Origin of the sequence: Nocardia sp. XZ_19_231 (genome assembly GCF_015355705.1) — a bacterium.
GTDB classification, from domain to species: Bacteria; Actinomycetota; Actinomycetes; order Mycobacteriales; family Mycobacteriaceae; genus Nocardia; species Nocardia salmonicida.
Genome location: NZ_JACUZI010000003.1, coordinates 185,980 through 209,266, shown reverse-complemented (window position 1 = coordinate 209,266; position 23,287 = coordinate 185,980). Strand labels below are relative to the sequence as shown.

General features: G+C 67.2%; 22 protein-coding genes. 4 read left to right on the top strand and 18 right to left on the bottom strand.

Going from position 1 to position 23,287, the window contains the following annotated elements:
- Positions 1-75: 75 nt before the first annotated feature.
- The 3 genes from IBJ82_RS14225 to IBJ82_RS14215 form a co-directional block, all read right to left on the bottom strand.
- Complete coding sequence (locus tag IBJ82_RS14225; protein WP_194826416.1) at positions 76-1,206, bottom strand: ferredoxin reductase; 1,131 nt, start codon at positions 1,204-1,206, stop codon at positions 76-78.
- 126 nt (positions 1,207-1,332) lie between these two features.
- Positions 1,333-1,884 carry a hypothetical protein gene (locus IBJ82_RS14220; RefSeq protein ID WP_194827129.1) on the bottom strand — a complete coding sequence of 184 codons (552 nt, stop codon included), beginning with the start codon at positions 1,882-1,884 and terminating at the stop codon, positions 1,333-1,335.
- Between the two features lie 10 nt (positions 1,885-1,894).
- Positions 1,895-3,307: a wax ester/triacylglycerol synthase family O-acyltransferase gene (locus IBJ82_RS14215; protein ID WP_194826415.1), complete on the bottom strand. Its 1,413-nt coding sequence runs from the start codon at positions 3,305-3,307 to the stop codon at positions 1,895-1,897.
- 227 nt (positions 3,308-3,534) lie between these two features.
- Between IBJ82_RS14215 and secA the strand changes: the two genes are divergently transcribed.
- Positions 3,535-6,327, top strand: coding sequence for a preprotein translocase subunit SecA (gene secA, locus IBJ82_RS14210; RefSeq protein ID WP_194826414.1), 2,793 nt, complete (start codon positions 3,535-3,537; stop codon positions 6,325-6,327).
- 86 nt (positions 6,328-6,413) lie between these two features.
- On the opposite strand, the gene IBJ82_RS14205 is transcribed toward secA, so the two are convergent.
- Entirely contained in the window at positions 6,414-6,737 is a 324-nt protein-coding gene (locus tag IBJ82_RS14205) for a hypothetical protein (protein ID WP_194826413.1), read from the bottom strand.
- Entirely contained in the window at positions 6,734-7,012 is a 279-nt protein-coding gene (locus tag IBJ82_RS14200; RefSeq protein WP_063005896.1) for a hypothetical protein, read from the bottom strand. Before IBJ82_RS14200 ends, IBJ82_RS14205 begins: the two co-directional genes overlap by 4 nt.
- A gap of 92 nt (positions 7,013-7,104) precedes the next feature.
- Here IBJ82_RS14200 and IBJ82_RS14195 point away from each other — a divergent pair, with 92 nt between their 5' ends.
- On the top strand, positions 7,105-8,406 hold the full coding sequence (locus tag IBJ82_RS14195; protein WP_194826412.1) for a hypothetical protein: 1,302 nt from the start codon (positions 7,105-7,107) through the stop codon (positions 8,404-8,406).
- Here IBJ82_RS14195 and IBJ82_RS14190 read toward each other — a convergent pair.
- The 6 genes from IBJ82_RS14190 to IBJ82_RS14165 all read right to left on the bottom strand — a co-directional run bounded on the left by IBJ82_RS14190 (position 8,396) and on the right by IBJ82_RS14165 (position 14,097).
- Positions 8,396-9,913 carry a class I adenylate-forming enzyme family protein gene (locus IBJ82_RS14190; protein WP_194826411.1) on the bottom strand — a complete coding sequence of 506 codons (1,518 nt, stop codon included), beginning with the start codon at positions 9,911-9,913 and terminating at the stop codon, positions 8,396-8,398. The genes IBJ82_RS14195 and IBJ82_RS14190 overlap by 11 nt on opposite strands.
- A 54-nt stretch (positions 9,914-9,967) precedes the next feature.
- A complete protein-coding gene (locus tag IBJ82_RS14185) occupies positions 9,968-10,735 on the bottom strand; it encodes a glycosyltransferase family 2 protein (RefSeq protein ID WP_194826410.1) in 768 nt (255 codons plus the stop codon).
- Positions 10,732-11,751 carry an NAD(P)-dependent oxidoreductase gene (locus IBJ82_RS14180; RefSeq protein ID WP_194826409.1) on the bottom strand — a complete coding sequence of 340 codons (1,020 nt, stop codon included), beginning with the start codon at positions 11,749-11,751 and terminating at the stop codon, positions 10,732-10,734. The genes IBJ82_RS14185 and IBJ82_RS14180 overlap by 4 nt, the downstream gene beginning before the upstream one ends.
- Positions 11,752-11,845: 94 nt before the next feature.
- Positions 11,846-12,160, bottom strand: coding sequence for a hypothetical protein (locus IBJ82_RS14175; protein ID WP_370585303.1), 315 nt, complete (start codon positions 12,158-12,160; stop codon positions 11,846-11,848).
- 35 nt (positions 12,161-12,195) lie between these two features.
- Positions 12,196-13,062: a hypothetical protein gene (locus IBJ82_RS14170; protein ID WP_194826408.1), complete on the bottom strand. Its 867-nt coding sequence runs from the start codon at positions 13,060-13,062 to the stop codon at positions 12,196-12,198.
- A gap of 6 nt (positions 13,063-13,068) precedes the next feature.
- Positions 13,069-14,097 carry a 3-oxoacyl-ACP synthase III family protein gene (locus IBJ82_RS14165; protein ID WP_194826407.1) on the bottom strand — a complete coding sequence of 343 codons (1,029 nt, stop codon included), beginning with the start codon at positions 14,095-14,097 and terminating at the stop codon, positions 13,069-13,071.
- A 167-nt stretch (positions 14,098-14,264) separates the two neighbouring features.
- Between IBJ82_RS14165 and IBJ82_RS14160 the strand changes: the two genes are divergently transcribed.
- Entirely contained in the window at positions 14,265-15,419 is a 1,155-nt protein-coding gene (locus tag IBJ82_RS14160; protein ID WP_194826406.1) for a cytochrome P450, read from the top strand.
- 46 nt (positions 15,420-15,465) lie between these two features.
- Here the strand turns inward: IBJ82_RS14160 and IBJ82_RS14155 are convergent, their stop codons facing one another.
- From IBJ82_RS14155 to IBJ82_RS14125, 7 genes are all read right to left on the bottom strand, one after another.
- Positions 15,466-16,179 (bottom strand): hypothetical protein, encoded by a 714-nt coding sequence (locus tag IBJ82_RS14155; RefSeq protein ID WP_194826405.1) that lies wholly within the window; start codon positions 16,177-16,179, stop codon positions 15,466-15,468.
- A 212-nt stretch (positions 16,180-16,391) separates the two neighbouring features.
- On the bottom strand, positions 16,392-17,789 hold the full coding sequence (locus IBJ82_RS14150; RefSeq protein ID WP_194826404.1) for an FAD-binding oxidoreductase: 1,398 nt from the start codon (positions 17,787-17,789) through the stop codon (positions 16,392-16,394).
- Positions 17,790-17,841: 52 nt separating this feature from the next.
- Positions 17,842-18,483 carry an ABC transporter ATP-binding protein gene (locus IBJ82_RS14145; protein ID WP_194826403.1) on the bottom strand — a complete coding sequence of 214 codons (642 nt, stop codon included), beginning with the start codon at positions 18,481-18,483 and terminating at the stop codon, positions 17,842-17,844.
- A complete protein-coding gene (locus tag IBJ82_RS14140) occupies positions 18,483-19,433 on the bottom strand; it encodes an ABC transporter ATP-binding protein (protein WP_194826402.1) in 951 nt (316 codons plus the stop codon). Before IBJ82_RS14140 ends, IBJ82_RS14145 begins: the two co-directional genes overlap by 1 nt.
- Positions 19,430-20,260, bottom strand: a complete 831-nt coding sequence (locus IBJ82_RS14135; RefSeq protein WP_194826401.1) for an ABC transporter permease — start codon at positions 20,258-20,260, stop codon at positions 19,430-19,432. The genes IBJ82_RS14140 and IBJ82_RS14135 overlap by 4 nt, the downstream gene beginning before the upstream one ends.
- Before the next feature lie 16 nt (positions 20,261-20,276).
- Entirely contained in the window at positions 20,277-21,269 is a 993-nt protein-coding gene (locus IBJ82_RS14130; protein ID WP_370585362.1) for an ABC transporter permease, read from the bottom strand.
- A complete protein-coding gene (locus tag IBJ82_RS14125; protein WP_194826400.1) occupies positions 21,269-22,852 on the bottom strand; it encodes an ABC transporter substrate-binding protein in 1,584 nt (527 codons plus the stop codon). The genes IBJ82_RS14130 and IBJ82_RS14125 overlap by 1 nt, the downstream gene beginning before the upstream one ends.
- 100 nt (positions 22,853-22,952) lie before the next feature.
- On the opposite strand from IBJ82_RS14125, the gene IBJ82_RS14120 reads away from it, so the two are divergent.
- On the top strand, positions 22,953-23,285 hold the full coding sequence (locus IBJ82_RS14120) for a helix-turn-helix transcriptional regulator (protein WP_056812972.1): 333 nt from the start codon (positions 22,953-22,955) through the stop codon (positions 23,283-23,285).
- Positions 23,286-23,287: the final 2 nt, after the last annotated feature.

Genomic DNA, 23,287 nt, shown 5'->3' with positions numbered 1-23,287 from the left:
TCAGCGATTGCCGCCGGTCACGGGTTATGGCCGACGCTTACTCCGAGGATACCCGCTCAGCCGCTCGGCAATCGGCTAGATGTCCAGCGTGCAGTCGCCCGCGGCGGCGGAAATGCAGGTTTGCACCTTGTCACCGGGTTGGCGTTCGTCGCCGTTGCGCAGATCGCGGGCGTGTCCGGCGGACAGGGTCACCACGCAGGTCTGGCAGATGCCCATCCGGCAGCCGAAGGGCAACTGCACGCCAACGGATTCCCCGGCTTCGAGCAGGCTGGTCGCCCCGTCGACGGTGAGGGTGCGCCCGGTGGTGCCGAAGGTCACGGTGCCGCCCTCGCCGACCGCGGAGCGTTCCACCTCGAAGCGTTCGATGTGCAGTTTCTCGGCCACACCCGCGTTCTTCCAATGGTTTTCGATCGCGTCGAGCATCGGGGCCGGTCCACAGGCCCAGGTCTCGCGTTCGCGCCAGTCGGGGTAGAGCTCGTCGAGCCCGGCCAGCGAGAACAGGCCCTGCTCATCGGTGAGTTGCAGGTGGGAGACGAAGCTGGGGTGCTTGTCGTGCAGAGCGCGCAGCTCGGCGCCGAACATCACGTCGGCGTCGGTGGGCGCGGAATGGACGTGCACCACGTCGTTGACCCCGTCGCGGCGGTCCATCGTCCGCAACATCGACATCACCGGGGTGATACCGCTGCCCGCGGTAATGAACAGCACCTTCGCCGGCGGCGGCTCCGGCAGCACGAACCCGCCCTGCGGCGCGGCCAGCCGCACGATGGTGCCCGCGGCCACCCCGTTGACAAGGTGGCTGGACAACTTGCCCTCCGGCATCGCCTTCACCGCGATGGAGATGAGTTGTTTACCGCCCTCGCCGGTCCAGTCCGGGGGACAGGTCAGCGAGTAGGAACGCCAGTTCCACCGGCCGTCGATCAGGATGCCGATGCCGATGTACTGCCCGGGGCGGTACTTGAAATCGAAGCCCCAGCCCGGCTTGATCACCAGGGTCGCCGAGTCGGCGGTCTCCTTCTGCACCTCCACGATGCGGCCGCGAAGCTCGCGCGCCGACCACAGCGGGTTGGCCAGGTGTAGATAGTCGTCGGGCAGTAGGGGAGTGGTCACTCGGGCGACCGCGCCGCGCAACACGTTCAGCTTGCCGCCGCGATCGGCGACCTGCGCCGCCGGTGCTTCGAGCCATTCCCGGAACTTGTTCAGGACCATCTGTGCCGTTACTCCCTGTCATACATCCGCGTCACGGTGGGGTGACTCGCTCGCAGCAAGGTTACGGCATCGTAGGTTGAGCGCTAGTTGTGAACATTCGGCAACCGGGGCGTCGGCCGCCGAAAACTACAACAGTTCGAGCAGGAACGGCAGCTCCTGGGGCGCGTACCAGGCAAGCTGATGGTCCTCGGCGTCGCCGAGCACGAATTCCGCATCGGTATCACCGAGGTCGGCGGCATCGATGACGTCCACGGCCTTGGCGACCTGCGGCTCGGCCTCGGCCAGGTCGACATGCACCGCGGCGACCTGCTTGAAGCTGATCGGCCCCGACAGCTTCACCACAGCATCGTCGAGATCGGGCCGCAGCTTCGCCCCTGGCACATCCGCCGCGATCACCGCGCGCCGATACACCGGACTACCCGGGGCGGCCGTTGTCGCTTCGTCGCCCGCGTCGTCGTCCGGATCGTCGAGTCCGTCGCGCTCGGCGCCGATCAACCGCATCGAGGCTCGTGCGGCTTCCTGCATCGCCACCTCGGCGAGTTCCTCGTCGTCGCCCGCGGCGTACGCCTCGCGCAGGGCGGGCGTCACGGCGAACGCGGTCGCGCCGAGCGGGAGCAGTTGCTGCTCGTCGACGAGTTGGCGCAGGATCGGGATAGTCGCCGGGATGTAGACGCGCATCGTGTCGTTCTCAGAGACAGGCACCGAGCAACTCCTCCATCGATTCGTGCACCGAGGCCGCGAGGACATCGATGTCGGCCATGGCGTCGCGGTCGGCGTTGAGTCCGTAGAAGACCTGACCGTCGTACGAGGTGAGTCCGAAACTCAACGTCTGATTGCGCAGCAGCGGCGATACCGGATACATCTCCAGCATGCGTGCCCCGCCGATGTACATCGCGGTCTGTGGTCCCGGCGCGTTGGTGATCACCAGATTGAAACTGTTGTCGGCGAAGGTACTCGCCGCCCGCACACTCATCGCGTGCAGGCTCGCCGGCGCGAACCCGGCCAGGTGCACGAGCGTGCGCGCCCGCACCCCGCGACGCTGCCTGCCCGCGGCCTCGGTGGCATGGGAGATGTGCGACAGGCGCATCGTCGGATTCGGTTCACCCACGGGCAGATCGATGAGGAACGAGGACACCTCGCTGGCCGGGGTCAGCTGATTGTCGCCGTCGACGTAGACCGACATCGGCACCACCGCGCGCAGATTGGTCGACTCGACCAGCGCCTCGTTGCGCGAGAGCAACCAGTTGCGCAGCGCCCCGGTGACCACCGCGAGCACCGTGTCGTTGATCGAGCAGTCGAAATGTCTGCGGATGGTGCGGTAGTCGTCGAGATTGGTGCGCACCACATCGAAGCGGCGGCTGCGCGAGGTGCGGGCGTTGAGCGGGCTGTCCGGTGCCGCGCTCGCGGTCGCCGCGCGCACCACGTTGGCCGCGGCCTTCACCGCCATCCGCGTGCCGCGCACCACGCCGAACGCGTTCGATCCCGCGTCGCGCATCACGCTGTAGGCCTCGCGCGGCTGGGCGGCCAGTTGCGACAGCGCCCCGGCCAGCAATTCCACATCGGTGGGTTCGCGCGGCGCGCGCCACGAGTCGTCGGCCAGTTCGCGCGGCAGGGGAGAGTTGTCGAGGATCACGTGACCGATCTCGAGGGCGGTATCACCGTCGACGAGCGCCGAGTGTGACTTGGTGAACACCGCGGCGCGCCCGTCGGCGAGCCCTTCGATCAGATACATCTCCCACAGCGGTCGCCCCTGATCCAGCGGACGCGACGCGAGCCGGGCGACGAGATCGTAGAGCTGGGAGTCGCTCCCCGGGCCCGGCAGCGCGGAGCGACGGATGTGATAGCTGATGTCGAAACGGCTGTCCTCGACCCAGACCGGCCGACCCAGGGCCAGCGGGATCTCGCGCACCTTGCGGCGGTAGCGCGGCACCATCGGCAGCCGGGATTCGACCAGGTCGACGAGGCGTTCGTAGTCGAGTACCTGGCCCTCGGTGTCCGGGGAGGAGTTGTTCAGGATCGCGAGAGAGCCGATATGGATCGGGTTACTGCTCGACTCGAGCCGATAGAACGACGCGTCCTGCGGCGTCAATCTCGTGATCACGCGCTCCGAAGCTCCTTCCGGTGCCGTACGGCGCTGATCGGGCACGCGGTACATCCTACGTCACGGTAGGTGAATAACAGTGCCGGGCAACGAGGCTCGCCGGGCGTCGTGACCTGGGGTAATGACTGGACCGGTACAGGGGGCACGGGTCCGCGCCGCCGGGTACGGTGGTCTGCGGACTACCATCGCCGTTGAACACAACTCCGACCAGAGGACTGACGAGACCCGTGCCTGCGCTGACACTGACGAGGTTGCTACGGATTGGTGAAGGTCGCATGGTCAAGCGGCTCTCGAACCTCGCCGATGAGGTCATCGCGTACGGCGACGAGATCGAAGCGTTGACCGACGAAGAGCTGCGCGCCAAGACCGACGAATTCCGCAAGCGCTACGCCGACGGGGAAACCCTCGACGACCTGCTGCTCGAGGCCTTCGCCGTGGCGCGTGAGGCGTCGTGGCGGGTGCTGAACCAGAAGCACTACAAGGTTCAGATCATGGGCGGCGCCTCGCTGCACCTGGGCAATATCTCGGAGATGAAGACCGGTGAGGGCAAGACCCTGACCTGTGTGCTCCCCGCGTACCTCAACGCCATCTCCGGCGACGGCGTGCACGTGGTCACGGTCAACGACTACCTGGCCAAGCGTGACGCCGAGTGGATGGGCCGCGTGCACCGCTTCCTCGGCTTCGAGGTCGGCGTGATCCTGGGCGGGATGACCCCCGCCGAGCGTCGGGTGGCCTACGCCGCCGACATCACCTACGGCACGAACAACGAGTTCGGCTTCGATTACCTGCGCGACAACATGACTCACTCCCTGGACGATCTCGTCCAGCGTGGTCACAACTTCGCCGTGGTCGACGAGGTCGACTCGATCCTCATCGACGAGGCCCGCACCCCGCTGATCATCTCGGGCCCGGCCGACGCCTCGTCGAAGTGGTACGCCGAATTCGCGCGCATCGCGCCGCTGCTGAAGAAGGATGTCCACTACGAAGTCGACATCAAGAAGCGCACCATCGGCGTGCACGAGCAGGGCGTGGAGTTCGTCGAGGATCAGCTCGGCATCGACAACCTCTACGAGGCCGCGAACTCGTCCTTGGTGAGCTACCTGAACAACGCCATCAAGGCCAAGGAGCTCTACCAGCGCGACAAGGACTACATCGTCCGCGACGGCGAAGTGATCATCGTCGACGAGTTCACCGGCCGTATCCTGGTCGGCCGCCGCTACAACGAGGGCATGCACCAGGCGATCGAGGCCAAGGAGAAGGTCGAGATCCAGCCGGAGAACCAGACCCTGGCCACGATCACTCTGCAGAACTACTTCCGCCTCTACAGCAGGCTCTCGGGCATGACCGGTACCGCCGAGACCGAGGCCGCCGAGCTGCACTCGATCTACAACCTCGGCGTGGTCCCGATCCCGACGAACAAGCCGATGGTCCGCAAGGACCAGGCCGACCTGATCTACAAGTCGGAAGAGGCCAAGTTCGCCGCCGTCGTCGACGACGTGACCGAGCGGCACGAGAAGGGCCAGCCGGTCCTGATCGGTACCACCAGCGTGGAGCGCTCGGAGTACCTGTCCAAGCAGTTCACCAAGCGTGGTGTGGCGCACTCGGTGCTGAACGCGAAGTTCCACGAGCAGGAAGCCCAGATCATCGCCGAGGCCGGTCGCCCCGGCGCGGTCACCGTGGCCACCAACATGGCCGGTCGTGGTACCGACATCGTGCTCGGCGGCAACGCCGACATCATCGCCGACATCCTGCTGCGCAAGCAGGGCCTCGACCCGGTGAACACCCCCGACGAGTACGAGGCCGCCTGGCACTCCGCACTCGACCAGGTCAAGAAGCAGACCGAGGACGACGCCGAGACGGTCCGCGAGGCCGGCGGTCTCTACGTGCTCGGCACCGAGCGCCACGAGTCGCGTCGTATCGACAACCAGCTGCGTGGTCGTTCCGGCCGTCAGGGCGACCCGGGCGAGTCCCGCTTCTACCTCTCGCTGGGTGACGAGCTGATGCGCCGCTTCAACGGCGCCGCGCTCGAGGCGATCATGACGCGCCTGAACCTGCCCGACGATGTCCCGATCGAGGCCAAGATGGTCTCCAAGGCCATCAAGAGCGCACAGACCCAGGTCGAGCAGCAGAACTTCGAGATCCGCAAGAACGTTCTGAAGTACGACGAGGTCATGAACCAGCAGCGCACCGTGATCTACGGCGAGCGCAACCAGATCCTGCGTGGCGAGGACATGGAGGGTCAGGTTCAGAACATGATCACCGACGTGACCACCGCCTATGTCGACGGCGCCACCGCCGAGGGTTATGTCGAGGACTGGGATCTGGACAAGCTCTGGACCGCCCTCAAGACGCTGTACCCGGTGAGCCTGGATCACAAGGAACTCACCGGCGAGACCGCCACCGGCGACGCGGGCGAACTCACCCGCGACGAGCTTCGCGAAACGCTCCTCGAAGACGCCCACAACGCCTACGAGAAGCGCGAGCAGGAGATCGACGGCCTCGCGGGCGAAGGCGCCATGCGCAACCTGGAACGCCAGGTCCTGCTCTCGGTGCTCGACCGCAAGTGGCGCGAGCACCTCTACGAGATGGATTACCTCAAGGAGGGCATCGGCCTGCGCGCCATGGCCCAGCGCGATCCGTTGGTCGAATACCAGCGTGAGGGCTTCGACATGTTCGCCGCCATGCTGGAAGGACTGAAGGAGGAGTCGGTCGGCTTCCTCTTCAACCTGCAGGTCGAGGTCCAGCAGCCTCAGCCCGAAGGCGTCTCGATCGACAAGGGCCTGCGCTCCCCGGTCGGTGCGCCGGTCCAGGACGCGCCCGTCCAGGCACCACCGGCCTTGCGCGCCAAGGGAATCACCGACCAGGCCCCCCGAGCGATGAACTACTCGGGCCCCGCCGAAGACGGCCACGCCGAATCCCATTCCGATGCCCAGGAATACGGCGGCCAGCAGCAGTCCGGCACCCGCCGCGAACGCCGCGTAGCGGCTCGCACCGACTCGAAGGGCAAGCGCCGCCGCTGAGGCAGAGCTAGCTGATCAGCACGACCGAGGCCCCTGCTTTGCGCGGGGGCTTCCGTCGTATTCGGGCCTACGGGGCGATCCGCGATTCAGCTCGCGCGATGGATCGGGTGGACTCGGGAGAGGGCCCGTTTGGCTTCGGCCAGGGAGATCATCTGGTCTTCGTCGTCGATGTCGGCGACGGCTGCTTCCGCCCATTCTCGGAGCAGGGTCGACACGCCTACGCGGCGTTCGTCGGCCAATGTCTTCAGGCGGCTGTGTAGGCCGAGGGGGAGGCGGATCGACGTAGTCACCATGATGTCTTCGTTGACGGGAAGACGTGGTGGGGCGTCGGTGGGCTCATTGGAGAAACTCAGCCGATCCATGAAATCGGCGAGTTCTTCTTTGCTGGACGGAAGTCCCTGCTCGCTCATGATCGGGTCTCACTTTCCCACTGCTCGAATTGCGCCAGTTCCTCGGCGCGCATCGCGCGTGCGCCGATGATCACCCACGTCCAGTCCTCCCGCTGTCGCATCACCACGATCAGCGGGCGGCCGGCTGTGGTGCGCCCCCACACCGTCAAGACGGTCACCTGGCCGTCGAAGGCCGGGCGTGGCCACCGTCGTGACGCTGCGAGGACCTGCCGAACCTCGCTGGGTTCGATGCCGATCAGGTGAGCGATCGCCCAATCAGGCCACTCGAAACCCATAAGTCCATAATACGCATGTAGTAACGCCATGTGAAAGCGCTGAGTATCGAGCGAGCGTCGGTTCGCTACGCTCACGATGACCGGGTTCGTCGATGAAGGAGGCCGCGCGGGTGCGCAACGGTGAGGTGATTCGCCCGCTGTCGGCCTCGGAACGGTGGTTCTGGCTCGTCGATCAGTTGTCGCCGGCGAATTGCGTCGTCCGCTTGCGGGTGCGCGGCCCGATCGGCGCCTACCGGCTCGAAGACGCCACCGACGCACTGCTCGCGGAATTCCCGTTGCTGCGAACAACGGTTGTCGACGGTCCTTGTTTCGCCCCGTCCGACGACCCGCACCTACCGGTGCTGCACCGCATGGTCGAAGACCCCGACGAGTGGCGCACGATCTTCGACGAACAGTTGGCCGAGCCCATCGACCTTGCGACAGCACCCGGCCGTCTCATCGATTTGGCTTGGCGCCCTGGCACTTCCGAGGAATACCACGACCTGATTCTCGTCCTGTCCCACGTCCTACTCGACGGCCGCTCGATGACGTCACTGGGTTGGCGAATCCTCGCCTACGCCTTCGGAGCCCCCGTCCCCACTTTCTCGCGCCCGCCGATTCCGGCCCCGGACGACCTCATCCCACCCGCATTCACCCGCCTCCTAAACTGCCTGCGCACCAACATCACCGGCCAACTCACCGCTATGGCCCGCCGCCCGACCAGCCTCCCCGGCATCGCGCCACCGCTACCGATTCGCCGCACCCGCACCGTGATTCGCACGATCGAGGAGGAAGCCCTCACCGACCTGCGCACCCGTTGCCACCAGCACGGCGTCACCGTCAATGCCGCCTTGACCGCCGCTCTGGCCGACGCACTCGGCGAACTCGCACCCCGACCGTCCGGCGTCGCCGGCATCGGCATCCCGGTAGATGTCCGCTCCCGCCTCGACCCGCCCCCCGCCGACGACGAGCCGGGCATGTTCACCGCGGTAGTCCCCACCTTCGTCCCCTACGGCCCGACGCACTCCCTCTGGGAAGCGGCCCGCGCGGCGAAAACCCAACTCACCCAACAACTGGCAAAGAACAACGACCTCACCGCCCTGGCCGCCATCCGCTACGGCTGCCCCCGATCGCTCGAATCCGGCAGGCGCACCATCGAACTCATCGACCGCCGAGCCCCCTGGAACGTCACCCTCAGCAACCTGGGCAGACTGTATCCCCCCGAAACCCCTGAGCCGCTGCACATCACCGACCTGACAGTCGCGGGCACGAACTCCTGCGCCAGCGCACTGACAGTCGCGGTAGCCACCCTCGGCCCCACGATGTCGATCACCTTCTGCTACGTAGACACCATGCTCCCGCGCACAACCATCGAAGCCATGGCCGACCACACCATCCGCTCGGTCACTCGCTGAGCAGTCCGCGCACGATCTCCCGTAGTGCTGCTCGGTCGGGTTTGTTCGTCCGTCCGCTGACCGGGATTCTGTCCACCACCACGATGTCGTCGGGGACGGCTGTGGTGTCGATGACCTGGGGCAGTCGTTCGCGAAGGAGCGCCACGATGTCCCCGGATTCCGGATCGGCGACAACGGCGAGCACGATCCGCTCGTCGCCGATCTCGTCCGGTAGGCCGACCATGATCGCTTCCCGCACGCCGTTGATCGCGGTGATCACCGGCTCGTACAGACCCGGGTAGATGTTGGTCTTGCCCCGGATCATCATGTCCTTCTTGCGTCCGGTGAGGACCAGTTCTTTGCCGTCCCAGCGCGCGAGGTCGCCGGTCGCGATCTCGGTGAGGGGCTCCGCGCCCAGATATCCACGACACAGGTTCGGCCCGGACAAGACGAGTTCGCCGTCGTCGGCGATCCGCGCCTCCACGCCCCGCACCGGCGCCCCGAGTAGATCCCCGTCGTGTGCGAGCTTGGCGGCGCCGGTCGCGACCGCTACCGGCAAGATCTCGGTCATCCCGTAGATTGCGAGAAACTCGGTGTCGGGCAACGACTTCCGCGCGCGACGAAGGAGTGCGGAGGTGACCGGCGCGCCGCCGAGAGCCACCTGGCCTAGATGTGGCGGGGCCACGAGGTCGCCGGCTTCGACCGCGTCGAGAGCGACAGCGAGGTCGGCCGGGGTATAGAACGCGTGTGTCGCGCTGCGCAGATTCCGGGTGAACCGGACAGGGTCGATGTGCGTGCCGAACCGCGGATACCGCGGCATCGCCCACCGTGCCCCCGCCATCAAGGCGGGCAGCCCCATCATGAGCTGCTCGGTGTGCAGGAAGGCGCCGGGTGCGAGGCTGGTCTTCCCACCCATCGCGGCGAGGCCGGCGCTCAGTGAAGCGCGAGTGTGCACAACGGCTTTCGGATCATCGGTGGTCCCGGAGGTGAACACGATCAACGCCGCCGCTTCGGGATCGGCGGCGGGCACGGTGGTCCGGCGCGCGTCACCGGTGAAGCGCCGCAACGGAGTCGACCCGAACGGTGTCCCCGGCACCCACACCCCACTGTGGATATGTCGAACATCGAGCGCGCCGAACCGCGGCAGTTCCAAGCCCTTCTTGCGCCCGAACCCGGCCAGCGGGCCGCTCACGGCATACAGCAGCGATTCCGTTGCTGCCCAAGTGGGTTCGACCATGCCGACTCGTCGGGCGAACAGTTCCGGACCCACGCCAGGGTCGACGAACACGATCGTCCCGCCCGCCGCGATCACCCCGAAGATCAGCAGCACCGACGACACGCTCGGCCGGATCGAGAACAGCATCCGATCACCTGCCGAGAACCCCGCCTCGCCGAGATTGTTCGACACCCGGCCGACAGTGTCGACCAGTTCCCGGTAGGTGAACGCACGCTTGCCGACCGTCCCGAGCGCCGAGGCGTCCGGAATCCGTTCACCCTGCGTGGCAAGCCGTTCGAGAAAGTCGGTCATCGGTGGTCCCCCTCGGTAGTCGTGCACAGCGTCCGGGCATGGCGGGCGCGACGCTCACCGAATATCGACCACTTCGGGCCGATACCGATGGTCGGCGTACCAGGCGAGCGTCTTACGGATTCCCCAGGCACGCACCCGCCGATTCGAGCCGAACACCCGCACATCCCGACGCAACCCATAGTCGGTGGTTATCGTGCGCACCGCGTTGACCAGCGCCCGATCCTCGTGCAGGTCCTCGATCGCGGTCCGCGGGAACCCTCCTGCGGCAACATACAATTCGGCGGTTATCGCCATATTGCACCCAGGTGTCATCACGTAGGGTCCGAGATATTTCGGGTCCCGGTTACCCGAGCGCACCTTGCCGAAGGTCGACGCCACTTCCAGGGCCACCCGGATGATCGTGCGGTCGATCCAGGAAACGCCCTCATCGGTGCGCGGAATCAGCTGACCGCTGACCAGGCGCAGCCCCGAGTCGAAACCGGCCTTGATCCGCGCTGTCCAGTCGGGCGCGGGCAGGCAGTCGGCATCGGTGCGCGCGAGGTAGGTCGCGCCGTGCGCGATCGCGTGGCGCATCCCGGTATCGGCGGCGGCTCCGGTCCCCTTCTGCTGCTCGTGGATCATTACGATGCGCGGCACCGGATGCGCCGAAGCGAACGCGCGGACCAGCTCGACGGTGCCATCGGTCGAATTGTTGTCGACCACGACAACCGTGAAGTCCGTGTCCTGTTGCGCGGCAATGGCAGCCAAGGTCTTACCGATGCCTCGTTCTTCGTCGAAGGCGGGAATCACCACCCAGAGCGCACTCGGTTCACCACTGCTCACAGGTCCTCCACCAGTCGATCGAGCCCGCCGACCTGGGTAACCCAGCGGTGGAAGTTGTCCAGTCCCGTCGTGAACGGTACGTCCGGCCGGTAGCCGAGTTCACGCTCGGCTCGCGAGAGGTCGTAGGTCGCCGATCGGGTGACGAGCGCGACCGCGTACCGCGACAGCGGGGGAGTCCACCGTTGCGCGACCGCCGATATCCGCCACAGCGTTTCGATCGCCGCCAGCGCTCCGCTGAGTACGGGCGCGGGCACCGTGCGACTCGGCCCGGTCAAGGCGAACCGTTCGGCCACGGCGTCCAAGGTCGGCCACACCGACACCGGTTCCGCGTCGGCGACGAAATACGCTCGCCCGCCGACATTCTCGGCCTCGAGTGCGAGACCCACTGCTTCCACGAGATGGTCGATGTAGCACAGCGAGGCCCGAACATCGCGCCCGCCGGAAAGATCCGGCAACCGGCCCGCGCGCAACTTCGCCAGAATCTGCACGATCGGTCCGCGCCGATCCCCTGGCCCCCACACCGCTCGAGGCCGCAGGGAACATGTCGTGAACTCCGGGGAGTTCGCCGCGAGCACCAATTGCTCGGCGACAGCCTTGGTTTCGCAATAGCTGTTCAGAAAACGCTCGGGATAGGGCACCGTCTCATCGATTCCCACCTGATCCCCACCGTCGGGCGCCATCAACGCACTCGGACTCCCGATGAACACGAACCGCCGCACCCCGGCCGCCGCGGCTTCCTGCACCAGCCGATCGGTCCCCGCCACATTCACCGCGAAGTACTCCGCGGGTCGACCGAATTCACCGAGCAGGGCAGCCGCGTGCACCACAGCCCGCACCCCGGTCACCGCACGCGCCAACGCGCCGGTATCCCCGAGGTCGGCAACCGTTACCTCGACACCCTCCGGCGCCGCCGCCGCATCCCGGACCATCGCCCGAACCGGCACTCCCCGCGCCACCAACGCGCGCACGATCGCCCCACCGACGAACCCCGTTGCGCCTGTCACCAGCACAGTCATCGCGCCACGCTAACTCGTCGACACGAGTCGCAGCAGGCCGGAGTCGCGGTGCCGTACCGCCGTCGCCCGATCGCATGCGGGCCCGGCGCATCGATCACCGCTCGCCCAACGTCTTCCACCAGGTAGCCCCGAACAGCATGGTCATCGCCGCGGCCCGGCCGGACGAGATCCCCCGCTCGGCGGCCACTTTCCGCGCCGCCGGAATCTGCGCGGCGTGCACCCCGACGCTCAGGACCACATCGATCCAGAAGGCGATGCGCAACAGCCGACTACGGAACGGCCGCACCAGCCCGACGATCAGAAATGCCCAGCCGAGCACCGGAATCGACCGCAGCGCCAGCACCGCTTCCCGGCGCGGTCCCGGTGCCGCGACTGTCGCTGCCCGGTGTCGACCGCCTGGCTCGCTCACCGGATCCGGAACAACATGCAACGAACGCGACCGCGTCACCGCACACCAACCCCTCGATAGGTCACCGCTGCCGCGGTGGGTCCGCCATCGGCGGCAACGAACAACAACGGCCGATCGGCCAGGCCCGCGTCACGGGCCACGACGAACGCGGCGGTCAGCGCGGAAGTGTGCACGTCCCCACCGAATTCATCGGTCACCACCGCGGCCACCCCGAGTTCGGCGGCCAATCCGCCAGCGAAGTCGGGCGTCGGCTTGCCGCACAGCAGCACCACCTGTCCCGCGTCGATACCGTCGGCCGCCAGCGCTTCTCGTGCCGCGACGGCGGCGTGTTCGACGAGTTCCGCTGTCCCGGTGAGCAATTCCACCGTCAACGAGGACCGCCCCTCGGCTCCCATCGCCGAGAGCTTCACGTATCCCTGCGGATCGGGCAACGCGTCACCCGCGCTCACGTGCACCCCACCGAAACCGACAGCGTCCTGGTCGTTCTCGAGCACGAACGCCGCACCCACCGGCTCGAACGCGAAATCGGCGTCGGCTTGCTGCGACGGATGCGCGTCCCCGGACACTACGACCACATGCCCGGCGGGCAGATCGGCCAGCAGCGAAGCGGCCACCCCTACCGCGTTCACGACCCCGCAAGCCCCGTTCATCAGATCGAACGACAAGCACGGCACGTCACCGCGCCGATAGTCCAACCCGATTCCCGCCGCCTGCTGGATCAGCGCCGCGACCGCCGGTTCCACGAGGTTCGCATCGCGATAGACCCCCACGTTGATCAGCGCGTCGACCTGTTCGGGCTGACAACCGGCCCCCGTCAACGCTTCGCGCGCGGCCTCGGCCGCCTGTCCCACCGAGCTGACGCCGCCACTGCGCGTCACTGCCGAAGAAATGATGATTCCCATACTGTCCTATACCCGCAGATCGCCGATTGTCACCGACAAGAATCCGGCGACCACCCCGGAAGCCGCCGGTATCAGTAGTACTTTCGATCCCGGCGCGATCAGTCCCTGCCGCAACGCGTCGTGCAACACCACGAAATGCGAGGTCGACGCGGTGTTGCCGTATCGGTCGAGCACCGCGAGGCCCGGCGGCATCGCCGCGTCGAATTCGCGCTCGGCGATCTTGTTGATCAATTCCACAGCAGGGCCGCTGAATTGGTGATGGATCAGGTAGTCGTAACCCTCCTCGGCGAAGCTGGATCCGCGGGCGGCGAGGAACTCCAGCTGCCGCGAGGTCCACAGCAGGTACCGGGACTCGTTGTGCATCGAGCGATTGTCGGTGTAGAGCGCGACACCCGGCCCCTGATCGCTGGGCATCCCCAAGCACAGCTTCGCGAACGCGGCGCTGGTGTTGAGCTCCACGTAGTCGAGCCCGGGCCCCTCGGTGCCGTCGAGCACCACGGCCGCGCCGGCGTCACCGACGGTGAGCGAGGCGAACTGCGGGTCGTACTTCTGCGAGATCTCACGCACCGCGGTATCGGAGATCGGCGTGATGCATTCCCCGGAGACCACCATGCCGCGACGCACCACGCCGGATCGAATCATCCTGTCCAGCAACAGAACCCCGGTCATCATCCCGGCACACGCATTGGACACGTCGAAGTGGATCGCCCTGTTCGCCCCGAGCGCGGTGCGCAGCATCAGCGCGAACGACGGTTCCAGGCAAAAGTCCTCGCCGCGGGTTCGGGTGATCGAGCAGGAGATGATCACGTCCAGATCGGCGGCGGCGTAGCGGGAATTGTCCAGTGCGCTGCGGGCGGCGGCGAGAGCGATGGTGAAGGAGTCCTCCGACTCGCCGCGCACCCTTCGCGCCCTTACCCCGCTGACCTTCTCCAGATCCAGCGGCGCGTCGACGGCCAGCTGCGCCAGCAACTCCGCCGTGGTCACTTCCCTGGCCGGCAGATACGCGCCGACGGCTTCGATTGTCGATCTCACCATGCTTGTTCACTTCCAGCTATCGCGCGATGCACAGTTCACCACCAGCGCATCTCGCCGATCCTAGCCACAGACCTTCACTAATCGGGCCAGCTCGATTAGATTCTGCCGGGGTGTGGAGCTCCGCCCGACGCCATGAACTAACCCTACTCGCCGCAGGTCAACCCTGGTTGCCTGGATTATTGCTGCTGGGGCGGTTCGCGCGGCCGATCCGCAAGGTCCCCGAACTCGGCTGGTTCGTCGCCGATCCGCTGGTGGCCCGCCAGATCTACAACGACAGCACCCATTTCAGCATCGTGTCCGAGGGCGCGGCCGGGCACTGGTGGGCGCAGGTCATCGGCGACTGGGTCGAGGATCTGTTCGAGGGGCCGGGTCACACCGACCTGCGGACCAAGGTGCGCGACCTGTTCACCCTCACCCATACCGATGCGCTGGTCGAACGGGTGATCGGCCCCGACCTGCGCGACCTGCGTGAACGGCTCGCGGCGGGGGAGACCGTCGACATCGCCGCCCTGGCGCAGATCCTGGTCGGCCGCAGCGTCTCCGACCTGGTCGGCATGCGCCCCGAAGACATCGCCGCGGCCATCGGCGGCGACTACACCGACGACCAGGACGCCCTGTTCCTGCGCCTGTTCCATCACGTCGAGGAGCTGGTCAACCTGGGTTTCGGCACCATGGCTTCTACCACCCTCGATCCCGTGGCACTGGATCGCGCCCGCGAGCTGGCCACCCAGCTCGCCGTGAATGTCCCCGACGCCTACGCCCGCGCCGACCCCGACACCACCCTCGGCCGCTGCCGCGAACTGGGATTGGACGTGGAGCACGCGGGCGGCCTGGCGATCCTGATGGCCGTGGCGGGCACCGACACCCTCGCCAGCGCCATGACAAGAATGGTCGCGATCATGCACGACACCGGCGAGCATCGCGCCCTGCTCGCCGCGCCCGACCGACTCCCCGACGCGGTCCGCGAGACCCTGCGCGTCACCAGTCCGGCCTATCTCGTCGGCCGTTCGGTGACGGCGGACGTCCGCATCGCCGACCGCGACCTACGCGCGGGCGAACACGTCAAAATCCTCACCTGGACGATCAACAACGCCGCGGGCGAGTTCCGCGTCGACCGCGGCTACAACCCCGAAACCCGCCAGCTCTGGTTCGGCGGTGGCCGTCATCTGTGCCTGGGCGCCCAACTCGTCCACTCCGAACTCACCGCGCTACTCGAAGCGCTCACCGCCGCCGGCCGCCCGTGGGAGATCGTCGAACGTCGCTACCGCAGAAAGGTTTTCATCCCCACCTATGAAAAGCTGCGCATCCGCCTCGCGCGCTGAACAGCACAGAAGCCCCGTCGGGTGGACGGGGCTTCTGCGACGGGTACTACTGGTTTTCCGGCGCGTTGATCCGGTTGTGGAAGCCGATGCCGATGGCGATCGCGGCGGGGACGCCGGTCAGCACCAGGCCCGCGGCCGCACCGAGCGGGATGCCGACGGCGGCACCGGCGAGGCAGCCCGCGAGGCCGGTGGCGCCACCGAGGGCGAGCACCGGGATGCCGAGGAGCATGCCGCCGACGCCGCCGATGGCGCAGCCGGCGACGCCGCCGGTGAGGGTGCCGACGAGGGTGCCGATGGCGGTGATGATGCCGAACTGGGTGGCAGCGGCGCCGACGGCGTCATCGAAGGCGTCCTGACGAACGACGTCCTTCAGCAGGGTCGACGGGCGGGCCGAGGCCGCGTCGGTGCGCGGCGTCAGGGTGGCGCGGGTGCCGTCGACGGCGGCGTCGATCGGGTACTCGAGGTCGTCGATCGTGTAGGCGAGCGGCAGGGCGGCGACGATGTTGCCCTGGTTGTCGCGCACCTGGAACTGATTGTTCTCGGTGGTGAGCGAGCCCGCGTCGGTCTCGACGACCACGGCGTCGCCCTCGATGCCGGTCTTCCAGTTGATGCCGGGCAGCACCTGGTTCACGCCCTGGTTCACGCCGTCGAGGAAGGCCGGGACGGGAGCAGGCGCCGGAGCGGCGTGCGACGTGCCGGTGGCAACGCCGAGCGCGGCAATGACGAGTGCGGAGGTTGCGGCAACCTTGCTGATGTTCATGAATGCAGTCTTTCCCTCAATGGCGATGCTCCCTGGGGAGCGCAGGCCCTCGATCGAGCACCCATGATCAAGTGTCCAACTGTTTGTTGCTGAAATGTAACTTAGAAAGTTGTAAGAGTTCAAAACGGACAGTGACGTGCGTCATTCTCGGTCAATTCGATTAGCTTTTAACGACTTTCACCCGCAATTCGCCGGCCGTGATCTGAAGCACATCATTGTCGAAGTCCTGTGACCAGCCGCAACCGCCGGGAGAGGTCGGAGGCGAACACCCGTTCCGGGTCGACTCGATCCCGGATCCGCCGCCATTCGTCGAGCCTCGGGTACATGGTCGCGATCATCTCGGGCGTGGTCCGTGATTCCTTGGCGAGGTACAGGCGTCCGCCCGCCGCCAGCACCCGTTCGTCGAGGTCCACGCAGAACCGGTCGAGCCCGCTGGTCAGCCCGAAGTCCAAGCTCAGCATGTATCCGGGATGTGGCCACGACAGCGGCGCCGGGTTGCTCGTGCCCATCCGCTTGAACACATTGAGGAACGAGTGGTGCCCCGACTCGGCGATGGCTCGCACCGTGTCGGCCAGCTGTTGCTCGGCCCCGAACGGCATCGAGAACTGATACTGCAGGAACCCCCGCTTGCCATAGGCGCGATTCCATTCACCGAGCAGATCGAGGGGGTGATAGAACTGCGTCAGATTCTGGATTCGTCCGCGCGCCCGCCGGGGAAACAGGCGATGAGCGGCCTCGGCCGCAATGCGGGTCGTCACCGAATTGACCATCCCGTTCGGAAAGATATCGGGCACTGTGAACAATTGTGGCGCATCGAAGTTCAAGGGTTTGCTGCGCAACCTCACCGGCAACTGGTCGACCGTGGCCAGCGACCCCCGACTGAATCCGGCCCGACCGAGTTTCGCCCCGGTGGAAATGGTGTCCGGTACCGCCATCGAGTAGTCGTACCCGTCATCGGAACCGCCGGTCAGCAATTCCATCGTCTCGTCGAGATCGCGTGTGCGGTCGTTGTCGACGAGGAAATACGCGGTCTCGGTGTGCTTCAACCGGACTCGCGCGCCGACGATGATGCCGGTGAGCCCCATCCCGCCCACCGTCGCCCAGAACAGCTCCGAGTCGGCCCCCTCCGGCGTCAACGTGCGCACCGAGCCGTCGGCGGTCAGCAGGTCCATCGACACCACGTGATTGCCGAAGCTGCCCTGCGAATGATGGTTCTTCCCATGGATGTCCGCACCGATCGCCCCACCGACCGTCACCTGCCTTGTCCCCGGCAGCACCGGAATCCACAGTCCGAACGGCAGCGCGGCCCGCATGAGCGCGTCCAAACTGACGCCCGCGTCGACCTCGGCGATCCCGCTGTCGGGATCGATGCCGTGGATGCGGTCCAGCGCGGTCATGTCGACGACCAGCCCACCCGCGTTCTGCGCCGGATCGCCGTAGCTCCGCCCGAGTCCACGCGCGATCACTCCGCGCGGGCCCGCGGTCCGCACCCGTTCGGCGATCACCGCGATATCGGGTGTGCGCAGCACTTCGGCGACGGTCGGTGCGGTGCGCCCCCAACCGCTGAGACTGCGGCACGCGCTGACTGGTTTACCCTGCGTGAATGTCACAGGGGCTCACGCTAAAACGGGTTCCTGTGGGCAGCCTGAGGTATTCGTGCGTTTATTGCGGAGATGCCCGCGCAGTGGTGAGCGCGCCCTCGTGCATCGTCGCGATGCGGGTGCAGGCCGCCGCGAGCAGGGGTTCGTCGTGGCTGATCAGCAGGACACCGAGGTTGTCGCCGACTCGGGTCATGACCAGGCGGATGATGGTGGCGGTGGTGGCCGCGTCGAGCATGGCGGTGGCTTCGTCGAGGATGAGGTAGCGGGGATTCTGGGCGAGGGCGCGGGCCAGGCAGGCGCGTTGGAGTTGGCCGTCGCTGAGGGCGTGCGGGCGACGGTCGAGCAGGTCGGGGGTGAGGCCGACGGCAGTGGCCAGTGCCGTGAGATCGGGGACCGTGGTGCGGCGGATGCGGGCGGGCTCGGCGATGATCTGGGCGACGGTGAAGTGCGGATTGGTTGCGGCACGGGGGGATTGGAAGACCATGGCGACGGTGCCGCGAGCCTGCCGGGGTGTCTGTCCGTCGACGGTGACAGTGCCGGAGGTGGGCGTCAGCAGCCCGGCCATCGTCCGTGCGAGCGTGGTCTTCCCCGATCCCGAGTCGCCGGTGATCCCGACGATCTCCCCCGGGCCGATCTGCAGATCGACCTTGAGGATGACGGGTTGTTGGCCATAGCCCGCGGTGATGGAGTCGGCGATCAGCATCAGGACCTCGGTCGGCGAATCATGCGCTGCTGCTGGGAAATCAACTGTGTCGGGCCACCCGCGTAGGGGCAGCTCTCGGACAGGTTCGTCAGCGCTCGCGGAGGATGGGGCAGCGGGTGCAGGCCGCGTTCGGGCAGGGCGGCGAGCAGGTCGCGCGTGTAGTCGTGCCACGGATCGTCGAGCACGTGCGCACCGGGGCCGACTTCCATCAGGCGTGACGCGTACATCACCGCGACGGTGTCGGCGATGTCGGCGCGGATCAGGTGCCCGAGATCGTGCGTGATCAGCAGGACAGCGGTGCCGCCATCGGCACACTCGCGCAACAGTTTTCCGATCTGGTCGGTGCGTGCGCGATCGAGCCCGGAAGTGGGTTCGTCGGCGATGATCACCTCGGGGTCGCCGGCCAAGGCCGCAGCCACGGCAGCCCGTTGGGCCATGCCGCCCGAGAGCTCGTGCGGATACAGATCGAGCGCGGCGACGGAGAGGCCGGCGCGATCGACGAGGTCGGCGGGGGTGTGTGCGGTGCCGAGCGCGGCGATCGCTTCCCCGAGTTGGGATCCGACGGTCCGCACCGGGGTGAAGTAGGTACTCGGCGACTGCGGGACCAGGGCGATGTGTCGGCCGCGATACCGGGCGTGGTCAGCGAGGATATCCAGACCCGCACCACCGAGTTGCAGGCGAACGGACCCGGTGGTGACAGCTTCGCGGGGCAGCACGCCCATCACCGCACTCGCGACAATCGACTTCCCGCAACCGGATTCGCCGACGAGTGCGGTGATGCTGCCCGCTTCGACGTCGAGCGACAGCTCGGTCACCGCATGCACCACATCGCCACGGCCGACCGGAATTCGCACGGTCAGCGCATCGATCGACAAGCCGGTGCCCCGACGTCCACGGTCGATGTCGATCAGTGCGCCCGCTGTCTCGTGTGGGAGAGAGGATCCTGTCATCGCGGCATCCTCGACGGTTTCGGTGGGGCGAGAAGTCCGCGCAGTGACGACCCCGCGACAGCGACCGCCACCGTCGTCAGCACCAGGAATCCGGCGGGGAACGCCAGCGTCCACCACCCGCCCAGCAGTAGCGAAGTGCGCGCTTCCTCCAGCAGAGTGCCCAGGCTCGGTTCGTGCGGCGGCAGTCCGAACCCGAGGAACGACAAGGTCGACTCGTGCCAAATCGCATGGGGGAGAAGCAGAACCACCGCGATCAACGCCTGCGGGGCGATGGCGGGCAGCAGATGCCTGAACAGCAGGTGAGCGCGACTCGCACCCGCGAGCACCGCCGCGGACACGTACTCGCGCTCGCGCAGACTCAAGCCCTCCGCCCGCACGATCCGCGCCACCTGCACCCAGTGCGTGAGTCCGATCGACAACACCACCGCCAGCGCGTTCCCCCGGAACAGCGCCACGATCACGATCCCCAGCAGCAGATGCGGCAGCGCGTTGGCGGTATCGGCGATCCGCATCACCACCCGGTCCACCCACCCGCCTGCCAGCGCCGACACCGCACCGACGAGCACGCCGATCACCGTCGACACCGCCGCCGCGCATGCTGCGACGATCAGCGAGGTTCGCAGCGCCGCCGCGATCCGCACGAACAGCGACCGCCCGGCCGAGTCGGTCCCGAACCACCACTGCCCCGACGGCGCCTGCCGCGCACTGGCGAAATCGGTCAGCCGATCGTCGACTCCGCCCACCCATGGCACGGTCACCGCGTACAGCACGACCACGACCAGCACCGATAGCGCGACGGACAACCGTCGCTCAGCAGCCCCGTGCATACGCCCACGCCACCTCTCACCCATCGGCGCGCACCCGCGGATCGAGCAGCACCACCGCGACATCGGCGAGCAGCGACCCGAGCATCACCGCACAGGTCGTGCCCACCGTGAGAACGGCCAACAGCGCCATATCCAGGTCCTTCGCCGACTGGACGAACGCACCCGCGATCCCCGGCCACGAGAAGATCTCCTCCACCAGCACCGCGCCGACCACGACCTCCGGCAGTCGGGCGCCGAGGATCGTCACGAACGGGGCCAGCGAGGTCGGCAGGATGTGGCCGCGGGTGATCGTCGCGGTATCGATGCCGCGCGTGGCCGCCCCGACCACGAAATCCTCGCCGCGATTGCCCGACACCGATTCCCGCACGGCCAGGAGCAGCCACGGCACCTGCGAGACAGCCAACGCGGCGGCGGGCAGCACGAGATGTCGCACCACCTGGCCGAATCCGACCTCGGCCCCGGCGTCGGTGAGCCCCGCGGGCGGCAACCAGCCGAGCCCGACCGCGAACAAGGCGATCGCGGCAAGCGACACCACGAACGGCGGCAGCCCCTGCATCACCACGCACGACGCGGTGACCAGCCGGTCGATCAACCCGCCGCGATGCATACCCGCCCAGACTCCCGCGCCGAGCGCCACTGCGATCGCCACACTCATCGCGACGACGACCAGCAGCACCGTCCACGGAATCCGTTGGGCGAGAAGGGTGCTCACCGGCTGTGCGAAACCGCGCGAAATGCCCAGATCGCCGCTGAACAGGTCACCGAGCCAGCGTCCGTACAGCTGGTACCACGACGCGTCGAGCCCGAGTCGATTCGTGAGCAACTCCCGATCCGACGCACTCGTCGTCTCGTAGCGTGCGCCGAGATACCCGACCAGCGGGTCGAACGGCGACACCGCCGCCGCGGCGAACAGCGCGGCCGACACGGCGGCGAGCACCGGGATCAACGTCACCAATCGCCACCCGACCATCGCCCGGAGGCCGCGTCCACGAACGCGACTACGCCCCATCAGCGGGTCCAGGTCTGTAGCGACCACCACGGTCCCCAGGTGACGCCGTGCGCGTGTGGCTCGAGAATCGGCCCCGACATCTTCCAGGACGAATCCTTCACCACATAGGTGTGGTCGAGGTGCACCAGGAACACGTGGCTCGGAGCCTGGGCATATCGGCTCTGGACCTCCCGATACGCGGCGGCGCGCACAACGGGATCGGTGCTGCGCCTGGCAGTTTCGAGTTGGGCGTCGATCACTGGGTCCGAGTGACGGCTCGCGTTGTCGTACGGGCTGCCCCCGCTCGGGTCGAGTGGCGGCGAGTGCAGGGTGTTGTAGGCCTGGGTATCGGGGTCGTAGGGTTCGCTACCGCCGCCGAGCAGGATCGCGGCCTGCGCGATGCGCGGTTCGATCCGATCCCAGGAGAGCGCTTCGAGATCGACCTCGATGCCCACGCGCCGAGCGTCGGAGGCGAAAGCCAGTGCGAGATCGCGCCGCAACGTGTCGGTGGAGTTGTACATCACGGTGAATCGCGCGCGTACTCCATCTTTGGCGCGCACGCCCTCGGTGCCCGTCCGCCAGCCCGCACCATCGAGGATCTGCTCGGCGCGGGCGCGATCGAAGGCGAAAGAGACGGCCGGGTTATGGGCTTCGCCGTAGACATCGGCGAAGGGTGTGTAGGCCGGACGGCCGTAACCGCCGAGGATATTGTCGATCATCGCCTGGCGGTCCACCGCGAAGTTCAGTGCCAGGCGGACGGCCGGGTCCCCAGCCACCGGATCGCCTTCGGGCATCGCTACGCCGCGCCAATCGGCGGAAGTGTTGGCCTGCACCGACATCCGCTGCGCGAAGGTGGCGGCCAACAACGGCGGCAGCGAGGTTCCGTCGAGCTCGCCGCCGGCCATCCGTTGCGCGCGGGTGTTGTCGTCCGGCACCTGGAGCACTGTCAGTCGCTTGACCGAAGGTGCCCCACCCCAATAGTTTTCGTTCGCCTCGAAGACCGCCCGAGTCGGCTCCAGCGCGGTGAGTCGATAGGGTCCGGTGCCGATCGGGGCGGTATTGAGCGGCGATGCGGTCGCGGGCCCGGGGGTCGCGACCGCCTCCGACGGAACGATTCCGATCAGCAGCTTGGTCGGGAACGCGGCATAGGGATGACGCAGGGTGAACCGCACCGACAGCGGATCGACAGCGTCGACGCGCTCGATCATCGAAAACGACGACCGCACCTCCGAGGCCGACGCCGGATCCAGAATCGCCCGATAGGTCGCCACCACATCGGCGGCATCGAACGCCGATCCGCCACTGAACCGCACCCCGGGCCGCAGCGGTGCCGTCCATACGGTCGCGTCGGCGTCGGGGATCGGCAGTCGAGTCGCCAGGGCCGGGGCGAAGTCGGGGACACCGGTGCCGCCGGTCAGGCGCAGCAATCCGTCATAGACCTTGGCCTCGCCTGCCGCGCTGTAGCCGGCGACGGGGTTGTATCCGCCCAGTTCATACGCATCGGCGAGGACGAGCGAGTCGGTGGACCCGCTCTCGGGCGCACCGCAGGAGGTCAGCGCGACCGTCAGCGCGGCCCCCACAGCGAACAGCGGCCGAGCGCGCATCGATCATCCCTACACTTCTCATGTTTATCTGAACAGATGAACAGATAATAGTCGCGGGCAGTGCCGTCCTGTCCACTCGGCGATTAAGCTGGGCATCGCCATGGGAGAGCCACGCACACTGCACGGGTCGCCGGTCGAACTCGGCCGGCGCGCGATCGGCGACGTCGAGATCCGGGAATGGGCTCAGCGCTTCGATCTGCTGTCGGATCCGGGTCGTCTGGAAATTCTGCTGTGCCTGCACCGCTCACCCGGCATCAGCGTCGGCGAACTGGCCGCCGCGATCGGCCGCAACGAGAACGCGATCTCGCAGGCCCTTCGCGTCTTGCGCCACGAGGGTTGCGTCACCTCGAGCCGCGAAGGTCGTTCGGTCACCAACCGGCTCACCGACCCGATCATCCACGAAATTCTCCACACCATCGGCGCCAAGCACTGACG